This window comes from Microvirgula aerodenitrificans DSM 15089 (assembly GCF_000620105.1).
Taxonomy (GTDB): Bacteria; Pseudomonadota; Gammaproteobacteria; order Burkholderiales; family Aquaspirillaceae; genus Microvirgula; species Microvirgula aerodenitrificans.
Window position 1 is genome coordinate 258361 of the sequence record NZ_JHVK01000002.1, and the last position, 23428, is coordinate 281788.

A 23428-nucleotide genomic window follows, 5' to 3' on the forward strand; every position below is an offset into this window, starting at 1 on the left:
GATGGTCTGGACAGCCGGGAATTCCGCCACCGGGAACGGACAAGTAAAGCAGCGGCCTGCCCCGCAGGCGCCACTCACGCTGCAGCAGTCACTGCGCGGCCAGACGCCGCGTCGCCCGCTCGACCCGGCGCGCCTCGACCCGCATCGCCGCCAGGGTATTGGCGACAAAGTCCAGATGCGTCTCTGCCGCAGCGCGGGCACGGGCCGGGTCCCGGCCGTCGATCGCATGCCAGATCGCCCGGTGCTGGGCCAGCAGATCGCTGGCCACCGGCTTGATATTGAACAGATTGGCGATGTTGTCGTGGATATTGCTTTGCAGCATGCCGAGCAGGCTGGTGGTCAGGTGGGCGAGCAGCACATTGTGCGCCGCATCGGCCAGCGCACTGTGGAAGGCGACGTCGGCCGTCGACTGCAGCACCAGGTCACCGGTCGCGTAGCTGGCTTCCAGCTCGGCGAACAGCTGCGCCAGCCGGGTCCGGTCGGCATCGGTCGCCCGCACCGCCGCCAGCGCGGCGACTTCGCCTTCGAGCATGCGCCGGAACTCCAGCACGTCGTCGCGCAGATCGACATGCTGGCCAAGCAGCTCTTCCCACGGGCCGCTGAAACTGCGCTCCAGCCGGTCGGTCACAAAAGTGCCGCCGCCCTGCCGGCTGTCGACCATGCCGCGCGCAGACAGTTGCTTGATGGCTTCGCGCAACGAAGCGCGCGATACGCCGAACTCGTCGGCGAGTTGCCGTTCCGGCGGCAGACGATCACCGGGCTTGTACACGCCATCGAGGATGCTGGCCTCCAGCTCGCGCACGATCGCATCGGCCAGCCGGGGCACGTTGATGGGCAGATGACTCATTTTTTCTCGCATTTTCAGCCACAGGCGGCGCGAAGCCGACCAGTCGGTCCGACGCCCGTCGCGTGGTGGCGCATTGTAACGACATATCCGCACCCCGACGAGGGACATTGAAATTGGTCTTACCTTTACATAAACAATAACTTATTCACTGCCAAATGGGGTAGATCCCGATTGACAAGACCCTGCGAATCTTAATAGATTGCCAAACCAGAATAAATAATTGGTCATACCAATTAGCCAACCACAGAGGAACCTATCATGACGGCAAGCTGTCCCCGGCCGCAGGACGTGTATTTCTTCGGCACCTGCCTGCTGGACCTGTTCCTGCCGGATGCCGGCGTCGATGCCGTCGCCCTGCTCGAGCGCGAAGGCATCCGGGTCCACTATCCGCAGGGCCAGAGCTGCTGCGGACAGCCGGCCTACACCACCGGGGTGCCGGACGAGGCGCGCGAAGTGGCCCGGGCGCAGCTGGGGCTGTTTCCGCAGGACTGGCCGATCGTGGTGCCGTCCGGTTCCTGTGGCGGCATGATCAGGCATCACTGGCCAACGCTGTTCGCCGGCGACCGCGACGAGGCCCTGGCCTGTACGCTGTCGGCCCGCGTGGTCGAGCTGTCCGATTTCCTGCTCAATGTGCTCGACTGGCATCCGCAGGACCAGGGCGCGCCGGCAAAAGTCGCGGTCCACACCTCCTGCAGTGCGCGCCGCGAGATGGGCACCCACCTGAACAGCTGGGCGCTGGTCGACCGCCTCGCCAACGTCGAGCGCGTGGTCCATGGCCATGAGTCGGAATGCTGCGGCTTCGGCGGTACCTTCAGCATCCGTCACCCGGATATCGCCGGCGCGATGGTCGAGGACAAGGCCGCCTCGCTGCAGCAGAGCGGCGCCACCGAGTTCGTTACCGCCGACGCCGGCTGTCTGATGAACATCAACGGCAAGCTGTGCAAGGACAATGCCCCGTTCAACGGCAAGCACCTGGCCACCTTCCTGCTCGAACGCACCGGAGGCAAGGCATGAGCGCACGCAACAGCATTCTCGGCAAGCTGCGCGCCGCCCCGGCAGCCGCAGCGGTCGAACCCGATATTGCGGCGTTCTACGCCGCCCGCCTGCAACGCCCGCTGACGGCGATGATTGCCGAATGGGCGATGATGATGCGTGCCGTGCGCACCGAGGTGGTGTTCTGCCGCGAACCGGACTGGGACGCCGCACTGGTGCGCGTAGTCAGCGACAAACAGATCGGCCGCCTGCTGCTGGCACCGGCGACGGCGCACGGCAAACGGGCGATGGACACCCTCGCCGCACAGCCGAAGCCGCCGCGCATGCACGGTTACGACCGCGCCATCGACGAATGGAAGGCCGAACTGTTCAACGAGGTCGATGCCGGCTTCACCAGCGTGCGCGCCGGCATCTGCAGTACCGGCAGCCTGATCGCCTGGCCGACGCCGGACGAGCCGCGCACCATGAGTCTGGTGCCACCGGTCCATATCGCGCTGTTCGACGCCAGCCGCATGTACGACACCCTGTACCAGGCCATGCAGGTCGAAGGCTGGAAAAACGGCCTGCCGACCAACTCGCTGCTGATCTCCGGTCCGTCCAAGACCTCGGACATCCAACAGACCGTCGCCTACGGCGCCCATGGTCCGCGCGAACTGATTGTATTGTGCGTGCTGCCGACTGACGTTTCCGTCAACGACGTGGAAGGAACCGCGCAATGAACGCCCAGCCGATTACGGTCTATCCCGGCACCGCCTTCCGTTCACGTTCGCACGAGGCGGTGAACGATCCGCTGTTGCGCCAGAGTTTCCGTGGTGCGATGGACTTCCTGATGAGCAAGCGCGCGGCCATGTTCCCGGACGAGGCCGAGCTGCAGCAGCTGCGCACGCTGGGCGAAGCCATCCGCCAGCGCTGCCTGGCCAAACTGCCCGAACTGCTGGAAACGCTGGAAGCCAACCTGACCCGCAACGGCGTCCAGGTGCACTGGGCGGAAACGCCGGAAGAAGCGAACTCGATCATCCAGGGCCTGATCGCCCGCCGTGGCGGCAAGCTGGCGGTCAAGGGCAAGTCGATGGTCAGCGAGGAAACCGAGCTCAACCATCATCTGGCCGAACACGGCATCGAGGCGATCGAATCCGACATGGGCGAGTACATCGTCCAGCTTGCCGGCGAAAAGCCCAGCCACATCATCATGCCGGCGATCCACAAGACCAAAGAGCAGATTGCCGGCCTGTTCCATGAACACATTCCCGACACCCCGTATACCACTGACGTCGACGAACTGATCCAGATCGGCCGCCATGTGCTGCGCGACAAGTATGTCAGCGCCGACGCCGGCATTTCCGGGGTGAACTTCGCCGTGGCCGAGACCGGCACGCTGTGTCTGGTCGAGAACGAAGGCAATGGCCGCATGTGCACGACGGTGCCGCCGATGCACATCGCCATCACCGGCATCGAAAAAGTGGTCGAGCTGCTGGCCGACGTGCCGCCGCTGTATACGCTGCTGACCCGCTCCGCCACCGGCCAGCCGGTGACCACCTACTTCAACATGATCTCCGGCCCGCGCAAGCCCGGCGAGCTCGACGGCCCGGAAGAAGTCCACCTGGTGCTGCTCGACAACGGCCGCAGCCAGGCCTACGCCGACGAACAGCTGCGCAAGACGCTGCAGTGCATCCGCTGCGGCGCGTGCATGAATCACTGCCCGGTCTACGCCCGCGTCGGCGGTCACGCCTACGGCACGGTGTACCCGGGTCCGATCGGCGAAATCATTTCGCCGCACCTGCTCGGCCTGGAAGCGACCGCCAGCCTGCCGACCGCCTCCAGCCTGTGCGGCGCCTGTGGCGAGGTCTGCCCGGTCCGGATTCCGATTCCCGACCTGCTGATCCGCCTGCGCACCGAGGCCATCCGCGATCCGCACGAGCACCCGGCCCATCCGCTGCGCGGCCAGGGCGCAGGGCGCGATACGCGCCAGCTCGCCGCCTGGCGCCTGTGGCGCTTTATTCTCACCAGTCCCGCCCGCTACCGGGTGTTCAGCTGGCTGGCGACCCGTTTCCGCATGCTGACGCCGGCAAAGCAGCTGGGCTGGACCCAGAACCACGTTCCGCTGAAGCCCGCTGCCCGGACCCTGTCCGAGCGCATGGCCAACCGTCGTTAAGGAAGCCGATCCGATGATGTCCGCCTCGCATCAGGCGTTTTACACCGCCGTCCGCCAGTCGATCCCCGACGAACGGCTGATTACCGACCCGACCCGCACCCTGGCCTACGGGACCGACGGCAGCTTTTACCGGCTGGTGCCGAAGATCGTCATCCGCGCCGAAAGCGAAAGCGAAATCCGCACCGTGCTGCGCGAGGCGCATGCGGTCGGCGTGGCCGTCACCTTCCGCGCCGCCGGTACCTCGCTGTCCGGTCAGGCGGTCAGCGACTCGGTGCTGGTCACGCTGGGCGACAACTGGAACGGCCAGCAGATCCTCGATGGCGGCGCGCGCATCCGGCTGCAACCGGGCGTGATCGGTCAGCACGCGAACAACACCCTGGCGCCGCTGGGCCGCAAGATCGGCCCGGACCCGGCATCGATCGCCACCGCAAAGATTGGCGGCATGGCGGCCAACAACTCCAGCGGCATGTGCTGCGGCACCAAGCAGAATGGCTACCACACGCTGTCGGCAATCCGGGTCGTGCTGCCGGACGGTGCCGTGCTGGACACCGGCGACGCCCTCAGCGTTGCGGCCTTCCGCGAATCGCATGCCGTCCTGCTGGCCGGGCTGGCGCAGCTGGCGGCCGACATCCGCGCCAACCCGGCGCTGGAACAGAAGATCCGCCACAAGTACCGGCTGAAGAACACCACCGGCTACGGCATCAACGCCCTGGTCGACTTTGATGACCCGGTCGACATGCTGGCCCACCTGATGATCGGCTCGGAAGGCACGCTGGCCTTTATCAGCAGCATCACTTACGACACCGTGCCGGATCATCCGCACAAGGCCAGCTCGCTGACCCTGTTCCACGATCTCGATGCCTGCTGCCGTGCGGTGACGGCGCTGCGCGAGCAGGCGCCGGTCGACGCGGTCGAGCTGATCGACGCCAAGAGCATCCGCGCCGTGCAGGACAAGGCCGGTCTGCCGGACTTCCTCTACGGCGAGATTCCCGATGCAGCCGCCGCGCTGCTGATCGAAACCCGCGCGCCGAGCGCCGCCATCCTCGCCGACCAGTGCGCGGCCATCAACGGGCTGGTGGCCGGATTTACCCCGGCGGCGGAAAGCGGTTTCGCCACCGATGCCGGCGTCACCGCCATCTACTGGTCGGTGCGCTCCGGGCTGTTCCCGGCGGTCGGCGCGGTACGCCCGGTCGGCACCACGGTGGTGATCGAGGATGTCGCCTTCCCGATCGAGCACCTGGCCGATGGCGTGCGCCGGCTCAACGTGCTGTTCGAGCGCTATGGCTATCACGAGGCGCTGCTGTTCGGCCATGCGCTGGAAGGCAATCTGCACTTCGTCTTCACCCCGAGTTTCGACACCGCTGACGAAGTCCGCCGCTACAGCGACTTCATGGACGCGGTCAGCGAACTGGTTGCGGTCGAATTCGGCGGCTCGCTGAAGGCCGAGCACGGCACCGGCCGCAACGTTGCCCCGTTCGTCAGGCTGGAGTGGGGCGGCGATGCCTACGACATCATGCTGACCATCAAGCGCCTGTTCGATCCGCATGGCGTACTGAACCCGGACGTGATCATCAGCGCCAACGAGCAGGTCCACCTGCAGAACCTGAAGGCGATGCCGGCCGCCGACCCGCTGGTCGACCGCTGCATCGAATGCGGCTTCTGCGAACCGGCCTGTCCGAGCAACGGCCTGTCACTGACGCCACGCCAGCGCATCGTGCTGTGGCGGGCGATCAACGACCTGCGCCGCAGCGGCGCCGACGCCGAACGGCTGGAAGCCTTCGAGCGCGACTACCCGTATTACGGCATCGACACCTGCGCCGCGACCGGCATGTGCGCGACCCGCTGCCCGGTCGGCATCAACACCGGCGAGCTGATGAAAAAGCTCAAGGGACCGACGCGCAGTCCGGGCATGGCGACCTGGTCGGCCACCCACATGCGCACGCTGACCGCTGCCGCCCGTACCGGGCTCGGCGCCTTCCATGCCGCCCGCAGCGTGCTTGGCGACGACACTGCCATCGGCGCCACCCGGCTGGCGCACAAGCTGTTCCCGACCATCCCGATCCTGCCGGCGTCGACACCGCGCCCCGCCGCCGCCCTGCCGGCCCCGGCCGCGCATGGTGAGCCGGTCGTGTACTTCGTCAGTTGCGTGAACCGCACCCTGGCCGAGGGCAGCCACGGTCGCGACAGCGTGGCCGCCAGCACCGTCAGCCTGTTCGCCAAGGCCGGCCTGCGCGCGATCTACCCCGAGCAGCTGGCCAGCCTGTGCTGCGGCCAGCCCTTCGATTCCAAGAACGCCACCCAGGCCGCCAACCGCGCCAGCGCCGACACCAACGCCGCGCTGCTGGCCGCGTCGCGCAATGGCGAAATTCCGGTCTATGTCGACAACGGACCGTGCGCGCTGCGCCTGCTCGACGCACAGAAAGCCGGTCTGGTCGACCCGCGACTGAAGCTGTACGACGCCGCCAGCTTCCTGACCAAGTTCGTGGTACCAAAGCTGGACTTCCCGCACAGGGTCGCCAGCCTGGCGGTCCACGTACCGTGCAACGCCAGCAAGATGGGGGTCGGCCCTCAGCTGGTGGCGCTGGCCCGGCAGTGCGCCGAGCGGGTGACCGTGCCGGACATCGCCTGCTGCGGTTTTGCCGGTGACAAGGGTTTCACCACCCCGGAACTGAACGCCAACAGCCTGAAACGGCTGAAGCCGGCCATTGGCGGCTGTGATTCCGGCGTGTCGATGAGTCGTACCTGCCAGATCGGACTGACGGCGCACGGCGACATCGAATACCAGAGCATCGAAGCACTGCTCGACCAGTGCAGCTGTACACGGCAGACCGATACTCTCCCTGCCTGACGATAACAAGAGGCCTCGCGCCCCGCCACTACACGACCTACAAAGGAGAACACTGCCATATGGCATCAGAGTCATACCCGGACAGCCGCTGACGACGTCACCCGATGACGAACACGTCGACTGCCGCCACACAAGATCACAACAGGCGGCTTCAACGACTTAAATGACCAAATGACTGCGCTGCGCGGCCCTGCCCCGCAGCCAGGGAGAAATTTTCAAGATGCAGACCTGGACGCAAATCTACGAGCCGCTCGGCAGCCTCGGCCTTTCGGCCGCCGTCGCCGTGCTGCCGATCGTGTTCTTCTTCATCGCGCTGGCGGTACTGCGCATGAAGGGGCACATCGCCGCCACCCTGACCACGCTGATCGCTCTGGCCGTGGCGATTTTCGCCTACAACATGCCGGTCGGCATGGCGCTGGCCTCGATCGGCTACGGCTTCCTCTACGGCCTGTGGCCGATTTCGTGGATCATCATCACGGCCGTGTTCCTGTACAAGATCACGGTCAAGACCGGTCAGTTCGAGATCATCCGCGCGTCGGTGGTATCGATCACCGATGACCAGCGGCTGCAGATGATTCTGGTCGGCTTCTCGTTCGGCGCCTTCCTGGAAGGCGCGGCGGGCTTCGGCGCACCGGTGGCCATCACCGCCGCGCTGCTGGTCGGCCTGGGCTTCAACCCGCTGTACGCCGCCGGCCTGTGCCTGATCGCCAACACCGCACCGGTGGCCTTCGGCGCGATGGGCGTGCCGATCATCGTCGCCGGCAAGGTGACGGGCATCGATCCGCACCTGATCGGCCAGATGGCCGGTCACCAGTTGCCGCTGCTGTCGCTGCTGGTTCCGTTCTGGCTGGTGTTCATGATGGACGGCCTCAAGGGCATCCGCGAAACCTGGCCGGCCGTGCTGGTGGCAGGCGCCACCTTCGCCGTCACCCAGTTCCTGACCGCCACCTACCTCGGGCCGGAACTGCCGGACATCACCTCCGCCCTGGTGAGCCTGGTGTGCCTGACCGCCTTCCTGAAGGTCTGGCAGCCGAAGAACACCTTCTCCTTCGCCACCATGTCGGTGTCGGCAGGGGGCGCCGCGACGCTGGGCGGCAGTAGCGCCAGCCGTCCGAAGGCCGACAAGCCGAAGCTGCAGTACACGATGGGTCAGGTCATCAAGGCCTGGTCGCCGTTCATCATCCTGACCGCCGTGGTGACCATCTGGAGCCTGAAGCCGTTCAAGGCCCTGTTCGACAAGGATGGCGTACTCGCCGGCCTGACCATCAAGTTTGAAATGCCGTACCTGCACAATCTGGTGATCAAGGCCGCGCCGATCGTCGCCGAAGCCAAGCCGATGGATGCGGTGTTCAAGTTCGACGTGATCTCCGCCACCGGTACCGCCATTCTGCTGACCGCCCTCATCTCGATGCTCGTGCTGAAGATGAAGCCGGCCGATGGCCTGAAGACCTTCGGCGAAACGCTGAACGAACTCAAGCGCCCGGTGTTCTCGATCGGCATGGTGCTGGCCTTCGCCTTTATCGCCAACTACTCGGGCCTGTCGTCGACGCTGGCCCTGGTGCTGGCCGGTACCGGCGCGGCGTTCCCGTTCTTCTCGCCGTTCCTCGGCTGGATGGGCGTGTTCCTGACCGGCTCCGATACCTCGTCCAACGCGCTGTTCGGCTCGCTGCAGGCCACCACCGCGCACCAGATCGGTGTCCACGACACGCTGCTGGTCGCCGCCAACACCACCGGTGGCGTGACCGGCAAGATGATCTCGCCGCAATCGATCGCCGTGGCTTGCGCCGCCGTGGGCCTGGTCGGCAAGGAATCCGACCTGTTCCGCTTCACGATCAAGCACAGCCTGCTGTTCGCGACCGTGATCGGCATCATCACCTACCTGCAGGCCTACTACTTCACCTGGATGATTCCGGGCTGAGCGTAGCTGGCTGACGCAGAAAGCGCCCGACGGATTCTCGCCGTCGGGCGCTTTTTCATGGCGGCCCTTCGACGGCCGGCACGGCGGCCACATGCATCGGCACCGGTCCGCCGGCCTGCCCGGCGGCATCGCGCGGGATCCACGCCCCCTGGCGACTGCCCAGCGCTGCGAAATCCGCCTGCCGGTACAGCAGGTCGAGCACACGTTGCACCGCATCACCGCTCAGGGTGTCGCGTGCCACCAGCAGCGCCGGCACCGCCAGTGTCGCCACTGCCTGCCGCTGCCCGTCATAGCTGTCGGCCGGAATGGAAAACGCCAGATACACCGGATTGTCCCGCCGCATCGCCTCGATCACCGCGTTGTCCAGGGGCAGCAGACGGATGCGCTGGCTGCGCGCCAGCACGGCCAGATCGGCGGACGGCACCCCGATGGTGTGAATGATGGCATCGAGCCGGCCCGCGGCGAACAGGGTCAGCGCATCGCGCAACGCCATCGATTCGGCCTTCAGTCCATTGGCCGCGGTCAGGCCATGCCGGCGCAGCACTTCCACCACCGTCTGCCGGGCGCCGGAGTCGGTCGAACCGATCGCCACCCGTCGCTGGCGCAGGTCGGCGATCCGGTACACGGGCAACCCGTCACGCACGATGACATGCACCGCCTCCGGATACAGCCGCGCCAGCAGGCGCAGCCCGCCATCCGGCCGCCGCCCGCTGAACACGCCCTCGCCCCTGGCGGCCGCCAGCAGCACGTCGGCCTGGACAATGGCGACGCCGACCGTCCCGTCATCCAGCAGTTCCAGGTTCGCCACGCTGCCACTGGTGGCGATATTGACCACTGCCGGTGCGCTGCCACGCACGGTCGCCATGGCCTCGCCGATGCGCCAGTATTCGCCGCCGCGTTCGCCGCTGGCCAGGGCAAGTCCCTGCTGCAGCCGGGCCAGCCGGTTCTCGATATTCTGCAGTGCGGAGCCCAGCTCCTCTTCGACAATGCGGTCCGATGCCGGTCGCGCCGGCCCGGACAGCGCATGTACGGCAGTCGACAGCGCATGGGTCAGCCGCTCGACGGTGTCGGGCGGTACCGGCCTGCCCGCTGGCGGCATGGCTCTCTCCGCCACCGGCGTGGCCACGACCTGCCAGCCCTTGCCGGCACGGCGATAGCTGATGCGGCCAAAGGCGCGCAGCGTATCGCCGGCCCAGTTGCCACCGGCGCGCACCCCGTACAGCCCGCGCGGACCGCAGCCGATCAGTTCGGCCAGCCGGGCCACATTGTGCGTCCGCCAGGCGCCGAAGTCGTATGGCTGGCCCAGCCGGAGCGCGACGCGAAAGTAGACCACCCGCTGCGCGGGAGCCATGCGGTCCGGCGCACTGCCCAGCCGGTCCAGCGTCTCTACCACCAGCCGCCGCTCGCCAAAGTCCCGGTCAAGCCGCTGCTGCAGATCGTGGACGAGTTGTGCCGGTGGCGGTGACGGCGAACAGCCGGCCAGCAGCAGGAGCAGAAGCAGGCAGACGGGTTTCATGGCATCCGGAAGGCAGGCAGGGACAGAAAACCGGTCAGGACCAGCGCATTGACCAGGCTGACGCAGAACTCGCCAACCAGCGGCACGATCAGGAACGCCAGCGGCGACGGTCCGTAGTGGCGGGTGACCGCCTGGATGCCGGCCACGGCGGTCGCGGTCGATCCAACCATGAATCCGCAGAAACCGGCCGACAGCACGGCTGCATCGTACTGCTGCCCCATGCAGCGAAAGCAGACCCGGATCGCGTAGAGGGTTGCCACGCCGGTCTGGATCACGACCATCAGCAGCAGCGGGAAGGTCAGCCCGAGCTGTGCCCAGCGCTGCAGTGACAGCATCGACAGGGCCAGGAACAGGGACAGAAACAGCGCTGACAACATCTCCAGCGTCGGCCCGTGCACGCGGAACAGATGCAGGCGCGGCCCGGTGTTGCGCAGCAGTACGCCGATCAGCAGACACCAGACGAAGGCCGGCACCTCGAAGGCGCGGTCGGCAAACTGCTGCGCCACAGCCGGGCCGCCCGCCACGCAGGCCAGCACCAGGGCCAGCGTGACCAGCACCCGCGCACCGTCGGGCCGCTCATGGTCGCCGGCGGCCGGGCTGGCACCTGGCAGCCGGTGGCGCTTCATCAGCCAGCGCGCCACCGGCCCGCCCGTCAGCCCGCCAACCAGCAGCCCGAATGTCGCCATGCTCATGGCCACTTCCTCGGCGCCCTGCAGATTGAACTGGTCAAGAAAGCGTTGCGCATACGCCTCGCCACTGCCGTAGCCGCCAACCAGGGTGATCGAGCCGGTCAGCAGCCCCATTGCCGGCGGCAGATCGAACACCCAGGCCAGGCCGAGCCCGATCAGGTTCTGCAGCAGCACGTACGGCACGATCAGCGACAGGAACAGCAGCAGGCGCGGCCCGCCACGCCTCAGCAGCGTCCAGTCCGAGTCGAGCCCGACGGTAGAAAAAAAGGCCAGCAGCAAGGGCCCCCGCGCCGACGGATCCAGCACGATGCTGTGGCCTGAAACGGAAAAAAACAGGCTGACGAGCGCAACGAACACAATGCCGCCCGTTACCGGCTCCGGAATGTTGCAGCGGGCCAGAAGCCCGACACGACGGTTGATCGCCGCCCCCAGCAGCAGGATCAGCACGGCCATCAGCAGCGTTGTCACACTGTCCAGTTTCCACGACATTTGTCTCTCCCCTGCCACGCCAGCCCTGTCGTCCGGCCGTCGGCGACCGGATGCCATCGTCGTCGCCGGCCACCTCGCCCGGCGCTTTTTTCGCTTTAAGCCACCGGCCAGAACGAGGCAAGATCATGCCGGCGGACGGTCCGTGCGGCGCGCAGAAATGCACGCGCCAAACCCATGCCGCGAGTATGGAAAACCATGACGGGCCGGTCCGTTTTACCGGCGCGGCGCAGGGCGTACCGTTTGTCGGCCCGGGCATCGCAGCTGACGGCACGCGGATATTTTTACAGCGAGGGGACACACAAAGACGATCTGCCCGGCGAAGCGGGCGCCGGGCAGATCGCGGGATGGAGAAACCGGGGGTCAGTCGTCGAGCGCGTCCGGTGTCGGCGCCGGCAGGTCGGCGCTCGCATCATCGGCCGCTTCCAGCAGCCCGGCCGGCAGCGTCTTGTTCGGCTTGACGCCCAGCTCGCGCAAGCGCTCGGCCTGGCGCACCAGATTGCCACGTCCGGCCACCAGCTTGTTGCGGGCGGCATCGTACGACTTCTGCGTCAGCGCCAGCCGGCGACCGACCTCGTCCAGATCGCCGACGAAGCCGGCAAACTTGTCGTACAGCTGCCCGGCCTGGCGGGCGATATCCTGGGCATTGCGGGTCTGCTGCTCCTGCCGCCACAGGTTGGCGATGGTGCGCAGCGTTGCCAGCAGCGTGCTCGGGCTGACCAGCAGCACATTGCGCTGGTAGGCATCGGAGAACAGATTGCGGTCCGAGGTCACCGCCAGCATGAAGGCCGGTTCGACCGGCACGAACAGCAGCACGAAATCGAGCGATTTCAGCTGGTACAGGTCATGGTAGTTCTTGCCGGACAGCCCCTTGATATGGGCGTGCAGTGAATCGAGATGCTGACGCAGCGCCAGCGCACGGCCGGCATCATCGTCGGCCTCGGTATAGCGCAGGTAGGCGTTCAGGCTGACCTTGCTGTCGATGACGATCTGCTTGCCTTCCGGCAGTTGCAGGATCACGTCGGGCTGGTGGCGGCTGCCATCCTCGCGATTGAAGCTTTCCTGGATGGTGTATTCCTCGCCCCGGCGCAGCCCGGACGACTCCAGCACGCTTTCCAGCACCACTTCGCCCCAGTTGCCCTGGGTCTTGTTGCCGCCCTTCAGCGCACGGGTCAGGTTGACCGCATCCTCGCTGATCTGCCGGTTCAGATCGGCCAGCCGCATCACTTCCTGCTGCAGCGAGAAGCGCTCCTTCGATTCGCGCGCATAGCTGTCGCTGACCTGCTTCTGGAACTCGCCGAGCTTGTCCTTCAGCGGGCCGAGCAAGGCGCCGATGTTCTGCTGGTTCTGCTCGGTAAAGCGACGCGACTTTTCCTCCAGCAACTCGTTGGCCAGATTCTTGAACTGCTCGCCCATCTGCGAGCGGGCATCGTTCAGCGTCTGCAGTTTGTCGTCGTGCGCATTGCGCTCGCCTTCCAGCCGGGTCCGCAATTCGCTGAGTTCGGCCATCAGCCGGGCGACATCCTGCTCGCGGGTCGCCCGGGCCTGCTCGGCCGCGACCCGCTGCGCTTCCAGCTGCGGCAGCCGCGATGCCCGCTCGACCAGCTGCGCATGCTCGATGCGCAGGGTGTCGATTACCGCCTGGCTGGCGGCCAGATCCTCGTCACGGTTCAGCAGCGCCTCGCGCAGACGTGCGCATTCGGCCTCGCGCGACGTCACCCGCTCGCGGGCAGCGGCCAGTTCGGCCACGAAGTCGGCCTCCTGTTCGGCCAGCGCCTGGGCGGTGCGGCTGCGCAGGGTCAGGAAAACCGGCACTGCGCCCAGCAGCGCGGCGAGAAGGGCTATCAGCAGAACGGAAACGGCAGACATCGGACGATCGGGCGGCAGGAACAAGGCGCCAGCCTAGCATGACCGGCCGCACTGCGGCGCACCGGCCCGACCGTTTATGTTGCATTGCCGCAAGCGCCATGGCCGGCCGGGGAGGATTGCCGGCCCGGCCTGATGCAGGATCACTGAAATATCCTTCCGGCCACGCCGATGGCGAGGGGATCGACCGGCCAGCCGTTCAGGAAAAACCGCCTGATAAATCATGCTAGTATCGCCGCTGTCCCCCCTGATCCCGTCGCGCTTTCATTCATGCCGTATTTTTGTCGGGCAATCTGCCTGGCACGGCTGGCGGGGTTGATTCGTTTCACTTCCATCGGGAATGGTTTTTCCAGATGACGTCTTGCCTCATTGCTGCCCCCCGCCGCTGCACGCGGTCCTTTCCCCGCCGGGCCCTGGCCCTGTCCGCCATCGCCGCGCTGTCACTGACCGCCGTGGTGCCAGCCCATGCCGCACGCGCGACGCCGGCCACCCGGGCCGAGCCGACACCGGTCGAAGCGCTGAAGCCGGGCCAGTTCCTGTGGCATCCGGAATTCTCGCCGGACGGTCCGGTCACCATCGTTGTCAGCCTCGACGAGCAGCGTGCCTATGTGTATCGCAACGGCATCAGCATCGGCGTGTCGACCGTCAGCACCGGCAAGCCGGGCAAGGACACGCCGACCGGCGTGTTCACCATCCTGCAGAAAAAAGTGACCCACAGTTCCAGCCTGTACAACAGCGCACCGATGCCGTACATGCAGCGACTGACCTGGGACGGCATTGCCATGCATGCCGGCAACCTGCCCGGCTATCCGGCCTCGCACGGCTGCATCCGCCTGCCGATGGATTTCGCCAGGGCGCTGTTCAGCGTCACCGGCTTCCAGTCGACCACGGTCATCATCGCCAACACCCGGTCGGCGCCGAGCAATATCGGCAGCCCGGGCTGGCTGGCACCGACCGTGGTCGACGGCAAGCCGGTCGCACCGAACGAGGGGCGCGAGTTCTGGAATGATCCCGACCCGGCTTCCGGCACGCTGTCTCTGCTGGTCAGCCGTGCCGACCAGCGCCTGTACGCCTATCGCAACGGCCAGCAGGTCGGCGAGGCCGTCGTCGGCTTCGACGACAGTACCGGCAGCGGCAACACTTCGGTCTTCACCCTGCTGAACCAGCCGACACCGGGCATGTCCCTCGGCGAGGCCGCGCAGGCCCTGCGCTGGTCCACGGTCAGCGTCGGCGCGCCGGCGCGCGGCGACACCCCGGCCGCCGTGCTCGGCACCGTCCATGTGCCCGAAGCGCTGGCCAGCAGGATCCTGTCCACCCTCGGCACCGGCAGCACGCTGATCGTGACCGACTGGCCGGCTTCCCGCGACAGCGGACGCGGCCAGGACATGACCGTCATCACCACCGATGAAGTCGAGGAGAGCCCGGCCGCCGCCACGCCGGTTCCCACCCGCTGATTCCATCCAGTCCGCCCCCTGAACCGGGTGCGGTTTTTTTTCTGGCTTTTTCTGGAGCGTTGCCAACATGACGCTGAGTCGTTGCAAGAAAACCCTGTTGTCCCTGGCCGGCATGGCCTCATTGCTGCTGCTGCCGCTGCAGGCCTCCGCCGGCGGCCTGCCGACGCCCGAGCAGTTGCAGCAACTGGCGCCGGACATCAGCCTGAACGTGCTGCAACTGGCCATGGGCGCGGTCAAGTGCGCGAATGCCACCCTGGGCGACAAGGAGAACTTCCTGACCGTCATCGACTTTTCCCGCCCGTCACGCGAAAAGCGGCTGTGGGTGTTCGACCTGCGCGCCATGCGGCTGGTATTCGATGAATGGGTCACCCACGGCAAGAACAGCGGCGGCGACGTCGCCACCGACTTCTCCAACCAGCCGAACAGCTACCAGACCTCGCTCGGGCTGTACCGCACCGGGGAAACCTACTACGGCAAGCACGGCAAGTCGCTGCGGCTGGCCGGTCTCGAACAGGGCATCAACAGCAACAGCGAAGCGCGCGGCATCGTCATCCACTCGGCCTCCTATGCCGATCCGAGCGTGATCCCCAGCCTCGGCCGCCTCGGCCGCAGCGAGGGCTGCCCGGCCGTACGCCCGGCCGTGGCCCAGCCGCTGATCGACACGCTGCAGCAGGGCAGCTATGTCTTCGCCTACTACCCGTCGCAGCAGTGGATCAACAGTTCGCGCTTTCTGAACAACGACTACTGCCCGGCCGGTCGCGGCACGCAGCGCGCGGCGCTATAGGAAGGTCGGTACCGGGGGCAGGGAGATGGGCCGGGGGCTGCGCAAGCCACTGCCCCTGACCTGCCGCCGGCGCAAAAAAGAAAGCCAACCCCGTGCAGAGGTTGGCTTTGCTGTCTGGTGGGCCCCCCGAGAGTCGAACTCGGCACCAACGGATTCTGGTTTGTGTGACTTTCGCCACTCCCCGGACTATGCCTTCACCATAGCTTTCGCCTTAGGTGGGTGCCGTCTAGTCTCTACACCTTCAACAGGACTTTCGACCTGAAGCTTGGCTCGGCATTGCCATACGCATCGCTGCGCTTAGGTTTCACCGAATTTGACACCATCCCATGCGCAGTTTCCACGCGCATGGCACAAATTTTATGAGTCCGCTGCTCTAACCAGGCATGAGCTAGAGGCCCGAAAACCGGATGGCCCGGCATCAAGCCGGGCACGGCGTGATTCTAGCATACGTGTCGGCAACATGCGTTTCGCGCGGGCCGGTGGCATGCGCCATCCGCATCAGGTACGGAAATGCCCGACCAGTTGCTGCAAATCGGTCCCCAGCCGCGCCAGTTCGACGCTGGAAGTGGCAATCTCGACACTGGCCTGCGCCGACTGGTCGGTGGTTTCGCGCACGTTCAGGACGCTGCGGTTGACCTCCTCGGCCACACAGCTCTGCTGTTCTGCCGCGGTGGCAATCTGCGTGCTCATCAACTGGATGTCGGCCACCTGGCGGGTGATCGTCGTCAGGGCCTCGCCGGTATTGCGCACGCCATCCACCGTGGCCCGGGTCTGGGCCACGCTGGCCTGCATCATGCGCGCGCTTTCCTCGGTAATGTGCTGCAACCCGGTGATCAGCGCATCGATCTCCTCCGAAGACTGCTGGGTGCGCAGCGCCAGCTTGCGCACCTCGTCGGCAACCACGGCAATGCCGCGGCCGGCCTCGCCGGCCCGCGCGGCTTCGATGGTTGCATTCAGCGCCAGCAGATTGGTCTGTCCGGCCACTTCCTTGATCACCTCGAGCACGCCGGCAATGCGTTCGCTCTCACGGTGCAAGCGGGTCAGTGACGCGGCCGACTGGCCGACCTCGCCGGCCAGTGCCTCGATCTGCGTGACCGCCTGCCGCGATACGGCCAGCGCGCTGCAGGCCTCGTCATCGGCCTGACGGGCAGCCAGCGCGGCCTCCTCGGCGCTGCGCGCCACCTCGCGCACGCTGGCGGTCATCTGGCCCATGGCCGTCGCCACCATGCCGGTTTCGTTCTTCTGGCTGTCGATGCCGGCCCGGGTCTGGCTGGTGATGGTGGCCAGCTGGGTGGCGGACGCTGCAAGCTGGTGCGAGCCGCCCCGAATCTGGCCGATGACCTCGCGCAGCCGGTCGTTCATGTGCCCGATGGCGCGCAGCAACTGCCCGAGTTCGTCCGTGCGCCGGCTGTGCAGCTCCACCGTCAGGTCACCACTGGCGATGCGCTCGGCGGCCAGCAGCGTCTGCTGCAGCGGCCGGGTAATCTGGCGTCCGATAAGCCAGGCGATCAGTCCGCCCAGCAGCAGGGCCAGCGCGGTAACGGCAAGCAGCACGATCTGCACCTGATGCACGCTGACGGCGGCCCGCGCTTCTTCGGCCAGATACAGCGTGTTGATATCGGCCTGCAACGTCGACAACAGCGCATTCGGCCGGATGACCGCCTGCGGACCGGCACCGGTCGCATCCAGAGCGCGCTGGCGGGCGTCGACATAGCGGTCGAGGGCGCCGCGCAGGTGATCGATCGCCGCCAGGTCTTCCCGTGGCCAGCTGCCGTTGTCGATCTCCGCCCTCACCGCCATCAGGGCCTGGCGCAGGGTCTGCACATGCTTGTCCTGGGCCGCGCGCCGGGCCGGATCCGCCGTCAGCGCATAGGCGTAGTTGGCTTCCCGCGCGTAAACGGTCTCGTCGAACAGCGCACCAAGCCGGTTGATGCGTGTCAGCGACTGCCCGTCACTGCGCAATCCGTACAGCCCGGTCAGGGCCAGCAACACGGCCAGTGCCAGCAGCAGGCCAAAGCCCAGTGCCAGCTTGCGGCTTACGGTCAGGTTTTCCAGCGAGAATCTGCCAGCCATGTCGACATGCTCACTTTGCAAAAAAATTACAATATTTGCATAGTTTGGTGAGTAATGCCTTGATTGAAAAGTCAATAATCCTGACCGGATTACCGAGGAAACCCGCCTGCGCGCCGTGGCATCAGGGCATTCCCGTGTCCGCGCCCCCGGGCAGACATGAATGAAACAGGGGATTGCCGTGTGTCGGCAATCCCCTGTTTCCGTGTGCAGCATGGCGACGGCCATGCCGACCGCCGCCCCGGCCCGCCTTACGGCGTGCTCGGATCCGCGTCGAGGAAGCTGCGCAGGCGTTCCGAACGGGTCGGGTGACGCAGCTTGCGCAGGGCCTTGGCTTCGATCTGGCGGATACGCTCGCGGGTGACATCGAACTGCTTGCCGACTTCTTCCAGCGTGTGGTCCGTGTTCATTTCGATGCCGAAGCGCATGCGCAGCACCTTCGCCTCGCGCGGCGTCAGGCTGTCGAGCACTTCCTTGGTCGCTTCCTTCAGGCTCGAGTACATGGCCGCGTCCGACGGAGCCATGGTCTGCAGGTCTTCGATGAAGTCGCCCAGATGCGAATCGTCGTCGTCACCGATCGGCGTTTCCATCGAGATCGGCTCCTTCGAGATCTTCATGATCTTGCGGATCTTGTCCTCGGGCATTTCCATGCGCTTGGCCAGTTCGGCCGGATCCGGCTCCAGGCCGGATTCCTGCAGGATCTGACGGCTGATCCGGTTCATCTTGTTGATCGTTTCGATCATGTGCACCGGGATACGGATCGTGCGCGCCTGGTCGGCGATCGAACGGGTGATGGCCTGACGGATCCACCACGTCGCATAGGTCGAGAACTTGTAGCCGCGACGGTACTCGAACTTGTCCACCGCCTTCATCAGGCCGATGTTGCCTTCCTGGATCAGGTCGAGGAACTGCAGGCCACGGTTGGTGTACTTCTTGGCGATCGAGATCACCAGACGCAGGTTGGCCTCGATCATTTCGCGCTTGGCCTTGCGGGCCTTCGCTTCACCGGTGGCCATCTGCCGGTTGATTTCCTTGATTTCCTTGATCGGCAGCATCGTGCGGTCCTGCAGATCGCACAGCTTCTGCTGCTTTTCCATCACGGCGTGCTTGTAACGTTCCAGCGTCGACACGAACGGCTTGCCGCTCGAAATCACGTCCTCGACCCACTGCGGGTTGCTTTCGTTGCCCGGGAAGGTGGCGATGAACAGGTCACGTGGCATGCGGCACTTGGTCACGCAGATGTCGAGGATCTCGCGCTCATGGCGACGGATCTCGTCCACCTCGGTACGCAGCATGTCGCACAGGCCTTCGACCTGGCGGGCAGAGAAACGCACCAGCATGAAGGCATCGGTGATTTCCTGCTGCACTTCCAGGTACTGCTTCGACTGCGGGCCATGCTTTTCCAGCTGCTTGATCAGCTTGTCGAAGTTCTTCTGCACGCCGCTGAAGTGTTCCAGCGCCTGACGACGGAGTTCCTCGAGGTTGGCGCCGGCCACGGCCGCAGCGGCCTCGGCGTCGTCTTCCTCTTCTTCTTCCTCGTCGACTTCCTCGTCACCTTCGGTTTCGGCGGCGGCGAGCGCTTCCTCGGCCTTGGTGGCTTCGGCCAGCGCGGCGGCAGCGGCGGCTTCCGCCTCTGCGTTCGGGTCGATGATGCCGTCGATGACTTCGTCGATGCGGATTTCTTCCGCTGCCACGCGATCGATCTGGGCAAGCAGGTCCCGGATGATGCCCGGGCAGGCGGAAATCGCCTGGATCATGTGCTTGAGGCCGTCTTCGATACGCTTGGCGATTTCGATTTCGCCTTCACGCGTCAGCAGCTCGACCGTCCCCATTTCGCGCATGTACATGCGCACCGGGTCGGTCGTGCGACCGAATTCGGAATCCACGGTCGACAGCGCGCTCTCGGCTTCTTCCACCGCGTCTTCGTCGGCGACCACCGGTGTCGAGTCCGACATCAGCAGTTGCTCGGCATCCGGCGCTTCGTCGTACACCTGGATGCCCATGTCGGTGATCATGCCGATGATGCTTTCGATCTGCTCGGCATCGAGCACGTCCTCGGGCAACGAGTCGTTGATCTCGGCATAGGTCAAAAAGCCGCGCTCTTTGCCCTGAACGATCAACTGCTTGAGCCGCTTGCGGCGCTCTTCGGTGTTGTCCTGGGCTGCCGCCGGATTCTTCGCGTCAGAATCTTTGTTGCTGTTGGGAGTGGCCGCCATTGTGCAATCCTGCAAAATTGAGCTGGAAAAACATCAAATTGTATCAGATTTCTCGTCTCACGTCAGGACGTGGGACGAATCCGCACGAGCAAGTCAAGCAGCTCGCGCTTTTCATCCGGACTCAGGCCCTGCTCGGCATCTTTCTGCTTCAGCCGGTCAAAGCGTTCACCCGCGATTCGTGCACCGAGCTGGTCGATCGCCCCGGCAAATTCCTCCGCCGGCGGCGCCTGCAGCGCAGCCGGATCGACCAGCAGCTCGGCAACCAGCGGCTCGATGCGCTGGCCAAGATCAGTATCGCGCAAGCGCTCCAGCAGACCTGCACTGTCGCTTGCGCCTGTTGTCTGGATGAAACACACCAGTTCGCCCAGCAACTGGGCATCGCCGGCCAGTTGCGCCGGCGGCGGCAATACGGTGTCGCGGGCCAGCGCCGGGTCGAGCATCAGCGCGCGCAGCAGCCAGCGCGGCAGCGACACTTCCACCCGCCGGCTGCCGATTGCCTTCGAGCGCACGCCCTGCCGCCCGCTCAGGCCGCGCCGCAGCCCCCACAGGCGGTCGAGTTCGTCGACGTCGAGGTGGGCCATCTCGGCCAGCTTCTTGCGCAGCAGGATGGACAGCGCCTGGGCCTTGACGGCCAGTGCCAGCGGCTTGGCCAGGTTCAGGAACTCGGCCCGCCCCTCGTCGCTGCCAAGGTCCACCCGCTGCGACAGCTCGCGCGTCAGGTAGGCCGACAGCGGCACGGTTTCGGCATCCAGGATCGCCTCGAAACCTTCACGCCCGTATTCACGGATATAGCTGTCCGGATCGTGTTCGCTCGGAAGGAACAGGAAGTCGACCCGTTTTCCGTCACGAAGTTCCGGCAATACGTTTTCCAGCGCCCGCCATGCGGCACGCCGGCCGGCCTTGTCGCCGTCGAAGCAGAAAATGACCCGGTCGGCATGGCGGAACAGCTTGTGCACATGGGTGGCCGTGGTCGCGGTGCCCAGCGTGGCCACCGCGTACGACACCCCGTGCTGCGCCAGCGCCACCACGTCCATATAACCTTCGACCACCAGCACCCGGTTGACCTCGCGGATCGCCTCGCGCGCCTCGAACAGGCCGTACAGCTCGCGCCCCTTCTCGAACAGCGGCGTTTCCGGCGAGTTCAGGTACTTCGGCTCCCCCTTGTCGAGGATGCGGCCGCCGAAGGCGATCACCCGTCCGCGCACATCGCGGATCGGGAACATGACCCGTTCGCGAAAACGGTCGTAGCGGGTACCGTCATCGCGGACGATCAGCAACCCGGCCTCGTCCAGCTTCGGGTCCAGGTAGTCGGAAAACACCGCCTGCAGGCCGTTCCAGCCCGCCGGCGCATAGCCAAGCCCGAAGCGGCCGGCGATTTCACCGGTCAGCCCGCGGCGCTTCAGGTACTCGACCGCCACCGGCGACGACTTCAGCTGCTGCTTGTAGAAGCGGGCCGCCTCGACCATGACCTCGGACAGCGAGTCGACGGTCCGGCGGGTTTCCGCCTCTTTCGCCGCCAGCTCGGCCGCGACCTGCGGCACCTGCATGCCGGCCAGCTGCGCCAGTTCCTTGACCGCATCGACAAAGCCGTAGCCGGCATGTTCCATCATGAAGGTGATCGCCGTGCCGTGGGCGCCACAGCCGAAGCAGTGGTAGAACTGCTTGGTCTGGCTGACCGAGAACGACGGCGATTTCTCCTTGTGGAACGGGCAGCAGGCCATGTAGTCACGCCCGGCCTTCTTCAGCGGCACGTAGCGCTCGACCACATCGACGATATCGGTGCGCGACAGCAGCTGGTCGATGAAATCCTGCGGGATCATGCCCGGCGCCCGGCTCAGCGGCCGGCCAGCGCGGACTTGATGCGGGCCGACACGGCGCCCATATCGGCCCGACCGGCCAGTTGCGGGCGCAGCACGCCCATGACCTTGCCCATGTCGCCCATGCCGGCGGCAGCGGTGGCGGCGATCGCGTCATGGATCAGTGCATCGATCTCGGCATCGGTCAGCGGCTGCGGCAGGTAGGCGGCGAACACATCCATTTCCGCCTTTTCCTTGTCGGCCAGATCCTGGCGGCCGGCCGCTTCGTACTGCGACACCGAGTCGCGGCGCTGCTTCATCTGCTTGTCGATCACGGCGATGATCGCCGCGTCGTCCATGTCCGCGCGCTCGTCGACTTCCTTCTGCTTGATGGCGGCCAGCAACAGGCGGATCGCGCCCAGCCGGGCGGTGTCCTTGGCCTTCATCGCGGTTTTCATGTCTTCGGTAATGCGTGCTTTCAGCGTCATGGCGGTCTCGATCATTCAACAATGAGGACAATGTGGGGCCAATGCAGCGCGACGACAAGACGACGGTCATCGCTGATTTTGCCAGCCCGGAAACGGCGAAACCGCAAGCTTGCGCTCGCGGTTTCTTGCTTTGCTTCTCGCGGTACCGAAAAAATCAGTAGAGCTTCGGCGGCAGCATCTGGCTGCGCAGGCGCTTGTAGTGGCGCTTTACGGCAGCAGCTTTTTTGCGCTTACGCTCTGCGGTCGGCTTCTCGTAGAACTCGCGGGCGCGAAGTTCGGTCAGCAGACCGGTTTTTTCGATGGAGCGCTTGAAGCGGCGCATTGCCACTTCGAACGGCTCGTTCTCTTTCACGCGAACGCTAGGCATGAAGAATCACCAATCCTTTGGATGTGTTTGATCAAAATAAAACAACCGAAGAATTCGGCTGAGTCCGTAATTGTAGCCGGGCACCGTCCAAAATGTAAAACATTGTTTTTTCAGACGGTCCACGAGCTGCGCCCGCGCTAGTTGCCGCTGCCGATGCGGCCGTCAACCGGCGAGCTCGGGCTGGCCTGGTACGGCTTCTTCGCCATGCGCCCGGCCAGCCAGGCTTCGCGCCCGGCCTCGACCGCCAGCCTCATTGCCCGCGCCATCCGCACCGGCTCGCGCGCGGTGGCAATGGCGGTATTCATCAGCACGCCGTCACAGCCGAGCTCCATGGCGATGGCCGCATCGCTGGCCGTGCCGACCCCGGCGTCGACCAGTACCGGCACCTTGCATTCGTCGATGATGATCTGCAGGTTCCACGGATTGAGAATGCCCATGCCGGAACCGATCAGGCTGGCCAGCGGCATGATCGCGCAGCAGCCGATCTGTTCCAGCTCGCGGGCGACGATCGGGTCGTCCGAGGTATAAACCATGACGTCGAAGCCTTCCGCCACCAGCACTTCGGCCGCCTTCAGCGTTTCGCGCACGTTCGGGAACAGCGTTTTCGGGTCGCCCAGCACTTCCAGCTTGACCAGCCGGTGGTCGTCGAGCAGTTCGCGCGCCAGCCGCAGCGTGCGCACGGCGTCGTCGGCGCTGTAGCAGCCGGCGGTATTCGGCAGCAGCGTGTAGCGGTCGGCCGGCAGGGCGTCGAGCAGGTTCGGCTGGCTCGGGTCCTGACCCAGATTGACGCGACGAATGGCCACGGTAACGATCTCGGCACCGGACGCATCCAGCGCCCTGGCGGTTTCGTCGAAGTCCCGGTACTTCCCTGTGCCTACCAGCAGGCGCGAAGCGTAGCTGCGGCCGGCGATAACGAGTGAATCCATGCTGTCCTCGGA

General features: G+C 65.7%; 17 protein-coding genes. 7 read left to right on the forward strand and 10 right to left on the reverse strand.

Features of this window, described 5'->3' with window-relative positions; all coding sequences use genetic code 11:
* Window positions 1–88: 88 nt before the first annotated feature.
* On the reverse strand, window positions 89–847 hold the full coding sequence (locus Q352_RS0103015; protein ID WP_028498070.1) for an FCD domain-containing protein: 759 nt from the start codon (window positions 845–847) through the stop codon (window positions 89–91).
* A 258-nt stretch (window positions 848–1105) separates the two neighbouring features.
* Between Q352_RS0103015 and Q352_RS0103020 the strand changes: the two genes are divergently transcribed.
* The 5 genes from Q352_RS0103020 to Q352_RS0103040 all read left to right on the forward strand — a co-directional run bounded on the left by Q352_RS0103020 (window position 1106) and on the right by Q352_RS0103040 (window position 8758).
* A complete protein-coding gene (locus tag Q352_RS0103020; protein ID WP_028498071.1) occupies window positions 1106–1861 on the forward strand; it encodes a (Fe-S)-binding protein in 756 nt (251 codons plus the stop codon).
* Window positions 1858–2559 carry a LutC/YkgG family protein gene (locus Q352_RS0103025; RefSeq protein WP_028498072.1) on the forward strand — a complete coding sequence of 234 codons (702 nt, stop codon included), beginning with the start codon at window positions 1858–1860 and terminating at the stop codon, window positions 2557–2559. The genes Q352_RS0103020 and Q352_RS0103025 overlap by 4 nt, the downstream gene beginning before the upstream one ends.
* Window positions 2556–3992, forward strand: coding sequence for a LutB/LldF family L-lactate oxidation iron-sulfur protein (locus Q352_RS0103030; protein WP_028498073.1), 1437 nt, complete (start codon window positions 2556–2558; stop codon window positions 3990–3992). The genes Q352_RS0103025 and Q352_RS0103030 overlap by 4 nt, the downstream gene beginning before the upstream one ends.
* 13 nt (window positions 3993–4005) lie before the next feature.
* On the forward strand, window positions 4006–6840 hold the full coding sequence (locus Q352_RS0103035) for an FAD-binding and (Fe-S)-binding domain-containing protein (protein WP_084299797.1): 2835 nt from the start codon (window positions 4006–4008) through the stop codon (window positions 6838–6840).
* Between the two features lie 220 nt (window positions 6841–7060).
* Window positions 7061–8758 carry a lactate permease LctP family transporter gene (locus Q352_RS0103040; RefSeq protein ID WP_028498075.1) on the forward strand — a complete coding sequence of 566 codons (1698 nt, stop codon included), beginning with the start codon at window positions 7061–7063 and terminating at the stop codon, window positions 8756–8758.
* Between the two features lie 55 nt (window positions 8759–8813).
* Here the strand turns inward: Q352_RS0103040 and Q352_RS0103045 are convergent, their stop codons facing one another.
* The 3 genes from Q352_RS0103045 to Q352_RS0103055 all read right to left on the reverse strand — a co-directional run bounded on the left by Q352_RS0103045 (window position 8814) and on the right by Q352_RS0103055 (window position 13318).
* On the reverse strand, window positions 8814–10274 hold the full coding sequence (locus Q352_RS0103045; RefSeq protein ID WP_028498076.1) for a TAXI family TRAP transporter solute-binding subunit: 1461 nt from the start codon (window positions 10272–10274) through the stop codon (window positions 8814–8816).
* Entirely contained in the window at window positions 10271–11452 is a 1182-nt protein-coding gene (gene gltS / locus Q352_RS0103050; RefSeq protein ID WP_028498077.1) for a sodium/glutamate symporter, read from the reverse strand. Before gltS ends, Q352_RS0103045 begins: the two co-directional genes overlap by 4 nt.
* 360 nt (window positions 11453–11812) lie before the next feature.
* Window positions 11813–13318 (reverse strand): DNA recombination protein RmuC, encoded by a 1506-nt coding sequence (locus tag Q352_RS0103055; RefSeq protein WP_028498078.1) that lies wholly within the window; start codon window positions 13316–13318, stop codon window positions 11813–11815.
* Between the two features lie 350 nt (window positions 13319–13668).
* Here Q352_RS0103055 and Q352_RS0103060 point away from each other — a divergent pair, with 350 nt between their 5' ends.
* A complete protein-coding gene (locus Q352_RS0103060) occupies window positions 13669–14769 on the forward strand; it encodes a L,D-transpeptidase (RefSeq protein ID WP_051528637.1) in 1101 nt (366 codons plus the stop codon).
* Between the two features lie 67 nt (window positions 14770–14836).
* Window positions 14837–15553, forward strand: a complete 717-nt coding sequence (locus Q352_RS0103065; protein WP_028498080.1) for a murein L,D-transpeptidase catalytic domain family protein — start codon at window positions 14837–14839, stop codon at window positions 15551–15553.
* 498 nt (window positions 15554–16051) lie between these two features.
* On the opposite strand, the gene Q352_RS0103070 is transcribed toward Q352_RS0103065, so the two are convergent.
* From Q352_RS0103070 to Q352_RS0103095, 6 genes are all read right to left on the reverse strand, one after another.
* On the reverse strand, window positions 16052–17626 hold the full coding sequence (locus Q352_RS0103070; protein WP_036385100.1) for a methyl-accepting chemotaxis protein: 1575 nt from the start codon (window positions 17624–17626) through the stop codon (window positions 16052–16054).
* Window positions 17627–17874: 248 nt separating this feature from the next.
* Entirely contained in the window at window positions 17875–19839 is a 1965-nt protein-coding gene (gene rpoD / locus Q352_RS0103075; RefSeq protein WP_028498082.1) for an RNA polymerase sigma factor RpoD, read from the reverse strand.
* A 62-nt stretch (window positions 19840–19901) separates the two neighbouring features.
* Window positions 19902–21659, reverse strand: a complete 1758-nt coding sequence (gene dnaG / locus Q352_RS0103080) for a DNA primase (RefSeq protein WP_028498083.1) — start codon at window positions 21657–21659, stop codon at window positions 19902–19904.
* A gap of 14 nt (window positions 21660–21673) precedes the next feature.
* Entirely contained in the window at window positions 21674–22123 is a 450-nt protein-coding gene (locus Q352_RS0103085) for a GatB/YqeY domain-containing protein (protein ID WP_028498084.1), read from the reverse strand.
* 154 nt (window positions 22124–22277) lie between these two features.
* Window positions 22278–22490 carry a 30S ribosomal protein S21 gene (gene rpsU, locus Q352_RS0103090; protein ID WP_028498085.1) on the reverse strand — a complete coding sequence of 71 codons (213 nt, stop codon included), beginning with the start codon at window positions 22488–22490 and terminating at the stop codon, window positions 22278–22280.
* Window positions 22491–22627: 137 nt separating this feature from the next.
* Window positions 22628–23416 carry a thiazole synthase gene (locus tag Q352_RS0103095; RefSeq protein ID WP_028498086.1) on the reverse strand — a complete coding sequence of 263 codons (789 nt, stop codon included), beginning with the start codon at window positions 23414–23416 and terminating at the stop codon, window positions 22628–22630.
* Window positions 23417–23428 lie beyond the last annotated feature (12 nt).